Source organism: Novacetimonas hansenii JCM 7643, from assembly GCF_000964405.1.
Taxonomy (GTDB): domain Bacteria; phylum Pseudomonadota; class Alphaproteobacteria; order Acetobacterales; family Acetobacteraceae; genus Novacetimonas; species Novacetimonas hansenii.
This window is the reverse complement of sequence record NZ_BANE01000027.1, coordinates 1-5,248: the sequence shown is the minus strand read 5'-3', so window position 1 is coordinate 5,248 and position 5,248 is coordinate 1. Positions and strand designations below refer to the sequence as shown.

5 protein-coding genes are annotated in these 5,248 nt (G+C 60.6%); 1 reads left to right on the top strand and 4 read right to left on the bottom strand.

The features are described from left to right. Nucleotides 1-171 precede the first annotated feature (171 nt). Nucleotides 172-651, bottom strand: a complete 480-nt coding sequence (locus tag B7G66_RS02005) for a hypothetical protein (RefSeq protein ID WP_040511319.1) — start codon at nt 649-651, stop codon at nt 172-174. 742 nt (nt 652-1,393) lie between these two features. Between B7G66_RS02005 and B7G66_RS02000 the strand changes: the two genes are divergently transcribed. Continuing rightward, complete coding sequence (locus tag B7G66_RS02000) at nt 1,394-2,713, top strand: MFS transporter (RefSeq protein ID WP_003617286.1); 1,320 nt, start codon at nt 1,394-1,396, stop codon at nt 2,711-2,713. A gap of 230 nt (nt 2,714-2,943) precedes the next feature. Here the strand turns inward: B7G66_RS02000 and B7G66_RS01995 are convergent, their stop codons facing one another. The 3 genes from B7G66_RS01995 to B7G66_RS01985 form a co-directional block, all read right to left on the bottom strand. Continuing rightward, complete coding sequence (locus B7G66_RS01995) at nt 2,944-3,222, bottom strand: hypothetical protein (RefSeq protein WP_040511321.1); 279 nt, start codon at nt 3,220-3,222, stop codon at nt 2,944-2,946. A gap of 165 nt (nt 3,223-3,387) precedes the next feature. After that, entirely contained in the window at nt 3,388-4,449 is a 1,062-nt protein-coding gene (gene hisC / locus B7G66_RS01990) for a histidinol-phosphate transaminase (RefSeq protein WP_003617291.1), read from the bottom strand. Between the two features lie 138 nt (nt 4,450-4,587). Then, nucleotides 4,588-5,136: an ankyrin repeat domain-containing protein gene (locus B7G66_RS01985; protein WP_003617293.1), complete on the bottom strand. Its 549-nt coding sequence runs from the start codon at nt 5,134-5,136 to the stop codon at nt 4,588-4,590. Nucleotides 5,137-5,248: the final 112 nt, after the last annotated feature.

The window sequence follows — 5,248 nt, the reverse complement described above, 5'->3', positions numbered from 1 at the left end:
TTTGGTGAAGCTTTTTCCAAAAAGCTTCGAAAGACGCCACCTTTTTCGATCGAAAGGCAGCACCCAAAAACTTTTCTTTTTTATCAAGGATTTGTTTTCAAACAATCTCTTATCCGGCCTTGCCACTGGTCCTGTCGTGCCAGGCGTTTTGCAGCACAGCGCGGGCTGGCGTCAGCCCCCGCCACCGTCGGAAGGCGAGGACCCTTCGGGTGGGGTGGCCATTTCCTCCCCTTCGCTGGAGCCATCTATGGACATCACCGCATCAAGGCTTTCGCAGGCCTGACGGAAATGGGCGTCCGACTGGAACTGCTTGCCATTGCAGAGCTTGGCCGCATCGGGGACGCAGCTTTCGGTTGCATCCTCGTAATCCGATTCCATGACATCATGGGCCAGGGACAGGTCGGGGTTGCGGGTGCCCTCGCTCGCCTTTTCGATCACGGCCTGGACCTTGTGGAGTTCCTGAAGCTTTTCAAGGCAGCTCTGGCTGGCGGCGTCCGGCTTGAAATGCAGCACGTCCATGGCGTGCTGCACCTTCTGTGTCGCAATGCTCTGGGCCAGTGCCGGGGTGCAGAAATACGCAGGCAGCGCCACAAGGGCTGGAAGCGTGAAAAAAAGGGGACGTGCGAAGGGGCTCACTGTGAAACGTTCCATGACCTGAATATCCCGGTGACCCGATATCCCGGCCCCGGACGCCGATGGCGACATAGGAAAACCTGACATTTGCCGCAACGCGCGGCCTATCGCCACGCAAGAAGGGCAGGCCGGATTATGACAGCATGCCATGGCGGGGAAAAGGTGCGTCAATGTCTTAATGTATGTCAAAAAAATCTTTGTGTTATCAGCAACAAATGACAATCGTGGCAAAAATCAGAAAATTTGCTTACATTCCGATGTCATTTTGAGTATAAAACCAGCCATCTGATATATTGTGCTGCATAAAACCGGGAGGTGCAGAGACATATGCCCCTGCAAAATCATTCGATATCGTAATGATTTTGTGTATCCTAAAAATTCATGGTCCATCCATCGCTGCGTAAAAGCGAATTTACGCCCCTGATACAGGTGATACGGGATATGATGACTGTCACATATATGGCTGATGCCGATATCGTGACCCATATTTCAGCCGTGGGTGGACGACATAACAAGAACGGTTGGTAACGATCCGCAGGTTATCACGGACATGTCGCGCCCATGCGGCAGGCTGTCGTGGTTGTGGCGTTATCCCGTGCGCGCGGCGCCGCATGTGTGACCGCGCTTTTCCGTACCTGAGGTTCCGCGATGGCATCCCGGCATGCCGGTACATCGTGGACGCAGCCTGCATCGACGCTCCGCAATGAGGCGGAGCCCCTCAATCTAGTGTTGGCTGCCTGTGAAAGAGGAGTATCTCCCCTTGAAACAGACAGACATTCTGTCCCAGCGAACTTCGTTTGCCGATAAGCTTGGCATACCCACCCCCCTGTTCTGGGGGTTTGTCGGCCTGCTGTTCTTCATGATCGGTGACGGTGTGGAGGCAGGTTATCTTGCGCCGTATCTTGAAGAGCAGGGCATCTCCGGCCGTGACACCGCGCTGCTCTTCACGATTTATGGAGTGACGGTTTCCATTTCCTCCTGGGTTTCCGGCCCGCTGTCCGATCTGTGGGGGCCCAAGCGGGTCATGTGGATCGGCCTTGCAATCTGGGCCGTGTTCGAGGTCGTGTTCCTGTCCATGGGGGTTGCGACCAACAGCTATTCCATGATGCTTGCGGCCTATACGATGCGTGGCTTCGGCTATCCGCTGTTTACGTATGGCTTTCTGGTGTGGATTGCGGCGGCCACCCCGCGTCACCAGCTTGGCTCGGCGGCGGGCTGGTTCTGGTTCGCATTTTCCGGCGGCCTGCCGACGCTTGGTTCCCTGTTCGCAAGTTTCGCCATCCCTGTGATTGGCGAGATGATGACGTTCTGGAGCTCGCTGGTGCTGGTGCTGTTCGGTGGCCTTCTGGCGCTGCTGATGACGCGTGAACCCACCGGCAGCAGGCGCCTTGCCGCGCCGGGTGCTTCGGCGGGGACGATCTTCTTCAGCTCTGTCAGTATCCTGTGGCGCGAACCCAAGACGTTTATCGCCATGATCGTGCGCATCATCGACACGGCATCGGAATATGCATTCCTGGTCATCATGCCGGCGTTCTTTACCAAGGTCATCGGCTTTTCACTGTCGCAGTGGCTACAGCTCCTGTCGATCATCTTCCTGGCGAATATCCTCGTGAACCTCGTATCGGGCATGATGGCGGACCGTCTGGGCCATCGTTCGGTCGTGGCCATTGGTGGTGGGGTCGGTGCCGCGGTTACGGTGCTGCTGTTCTATTATGTGCCGCTGATGTTCCCCGGTAATTTCGCCATCGCCGCCGCCATGGGGGCGTTGTATGGCGCGACGGTTGCCGCCTTCGTGCCGCTGTCGGGCCTGATGCCGCAGATCTGCCCCAAGGAAAAGGCGGCGGCGCTGTCCGCGCTGGGCCTTGGTGCGGGGGCGAGTACCTGGGTCGGGCCGGCGGTCGTGACGTGGTTTGAATCCTGGCACGGGATTGAGGGGATCATCTGGATCTTCTCCGGCCTGTACCTGGTTTCGGCCCTGCTGACGATCACGTTGACGATTTCGCCTGAGGCGCGTCGTTACATGGACGAAGCCGCCGCCCGTGGCGACATTGCCGAGGAACTGGCCGCAGCCGAACACTGATCGACTTTCCCCTTTGCGTGCATCTTGCATGCGAAGGGGCAGCCCAGCAGTCGGGGTATTTATTTTCGCGGCATTTATGTCCTGACATGCCCGCAAAAAAAAGCGCGGACCTGCCCCGGCAGGTCCGCGCTTTTTTCATAAGGAGGGCGCGCTATGGGCGCACCCACGGCCAGCATACCCGCAGGTGCTACCCATAGGCCGATACCCACGGATGCATCATCCTTGCGGCCTCAGCCGCGTTCAGGGCGACGGCGGGGGGAGCGTGCGGGCGCGCGCTCTCCTGCTGCCGTGTCGCGCCCCCTGGCGGGGGGTGCCTTCATCGCGGGTGCGGCGGCGAGTTCGGCTTCCAACTGGCGGATGCGCTTTTGCACGCTATCGCGCAGAGCGGGTGCGGTGTGCGATTTCATGTTCGCAAGGGTTTCACGCAGGTCGCGCAACTGCTTCTGCTTTTCCGCCAGCGAACGGCGGATGGGCTGGTTGTCGGACATCTGTCCGTGGAATGCACGCATGATGATAATCCATTCGAATGGAAAACAAGACGTCTGTTGTTCAGGGTTGGGAAGAACGAACGCACGCCCCCACACCCATGAGAAGGATGTTCCCGTCATGGGGCATGGCGGCGATGGACCGGTCCGTATCAACCAGATGGCGCGTACGTGCGCCCGGGCGCGGTGTTATGTGGCCGTGATGTCAGCCAGTGCGTCACACAGCGCCTGACATTCGGCCTCGGTCCCGATGGTGATACGGAGCCATTGGGCGATTCGGGGTGTCCTGAAATGTCGCACGATGATTGCCCGTTCCCGCAGGGTCCGGGCAAGGGTCAGCGCGTCATGGCCAGGATGGTGCGCGAACACGAAATTCGCGCATGAGGGAAGAACCTCGAACCCCATTTCTCCCAGGCTGTGTGTCAGCCTGTCGCGTGATCTTATGATCCGTTCGCGTATGTTGGCAAGCCATTCCCGATCTTCGATCGCGGCGATCGCGCCCACCTGCGCCAGCCGGTCGAGCGGGTAGGAATTGAAGCTGTCCTTTACGCGGGTCAGGGCCTCGATCAGGTCGGGATGCCCCACGGCATAGCCCACCCGCAACCCCGCAAGCGCGCTGGATTTTGACAGGGTGCGCACCACCAGCAGGTTGTCATGGCGTGCGGTCAGGGGAATGGCGGTCTCGCCGCCGAAATCGACATAGGCTTCGTCCACCACGACCACCTGATCACGGTGATGGGTCAACAGTGTCTCGATATGCGTGAGGGAGAGCGCCATGCCGGTGGGGGCGTTCGGGTTGGGCACGATCACCCCGCCGCATGGGCGCAGGTAATCCGCCACATTGACGCGCATATCCGCATCAAGCGGCACCATCTGCGCCGTGATGCCGTAAAGCCCGCAATAAACCGGATAGAAGCTGTAGGAAATATCGGGAAACAGCAAGGGCCCATCATGTTTGAGCAGCGCCTGGAACGTATGGGCCAGAACCTCGTCCGATCCGTTGCCAACGAACACATGCCCGGCCGGGACATCATGGGCACGCCCGATCGCCTGACGCAGCGCCAGCGCCGACGGGTCGGGATACAGGCGCAGCGTGTCGTCCGTTGCCGCCCGGATGGCCGCAAGGGCCTTTGGCGACGGGCCATAGGGGGATTCGTTGGTATTGAGCTTGATCAGGTTGGTCATCCGCGGCTGCTCCCCAGGGACATAGGGGGTCAGGTTGTGGACGACGGGGCTCCAGAAACGGCTCATTGCATTTGGGTTCCACTGAAATGCGAATAACGAATGCGCATGATGCCGGCCCGCATGGTGCGTGCCGGTGGATGGCGTAAATGGTGGACGACTCTTAAGGGCATATCAAACAGATGGATATGTGGGGTGCGACGGCCTTTATGCCTGCGTGGGCTTGGGACCCATCAGCGCCAGCAGTTCGGCATTGTCCTGCCGTGTCGCCAGCATGCGTGCGCTGACGCCCTCGCCATCGCGCAGGTCGGGGTTGGCCCCATGTTCAAGCAGCAGCGCCACCATCGGGTCGCGGTTGAACATGACGGCAAAGATCAGCGGCGTGCGCCCGACCCCGTTGGGGACGTCAATCCTTGCCCCGTGCGCGATCAGGGTGCGTGCGCTGGGCAGATCCCCCTTGAACGCCACGCCGGCCAGCGCGGTGGCGCCTTTCTGGTCCTGCAGGTCAGGCGACGCCCCCCCTTCAAGCAGCGCGCGCACCGTGTCCGCATGGCCGTTGTACCCCGCCAGGATCAGGGCGGTATATCCCTTGTCATTGCGGATGTCGGGGTCGATTCCCGCGCGCAGGAATTCCCTGACCAGGTCCGTTTCCCCATCCCGCGCGGCGGACAGGTACAGGTCCGCGATCTGCGTGGTTGTAAATGTCTGCTCGGATGCGGTGGCGGCGGGGTCGCCGCTGGCGATTGTCTGGGTCATGTGCCTGCCTCGCGTGCGGGTTGGATCAGGGTGGCGGTGGGGCGGGGGCCGCCTGCGGCGCGGGCCGTCATGGCGGGTGCGCCGTGGCGGGGCGGCCGGGATGCCGCGCGGC

Bases quoted from the DNA above. Each gene is read 5' to 3' on its own strand.
- B7G66_RS02005 (WP_040511319.1), bottom strand. From the start codon at position 651: ATGGAACGTTTCACAGTGAGCCCCTTCGCACGTCCCCTTTTTTTCACG.
- B7G66_RS01995 (WP_040511321.1), bottom strand. From the start codon at position 3,222: ATGCGTGCATTCCACGGACAGATGTCCGACAACCAGCCCATCCGCCGT.
- hisC (WP_003617291.1), bottom strand. From the start codon at position 4,449: ATGAGCCGTTTCTGGAGCCCCGTCGTCCACAACCTGACCCCCTATGTC.
- B7G66_RS01985 (WP_003617293.1), bottom strand. From the start codon at position 5,136: ATGACCCAGACAATCGCCAGCGGCGACCCCGCCGCCACCGCATCCGAG.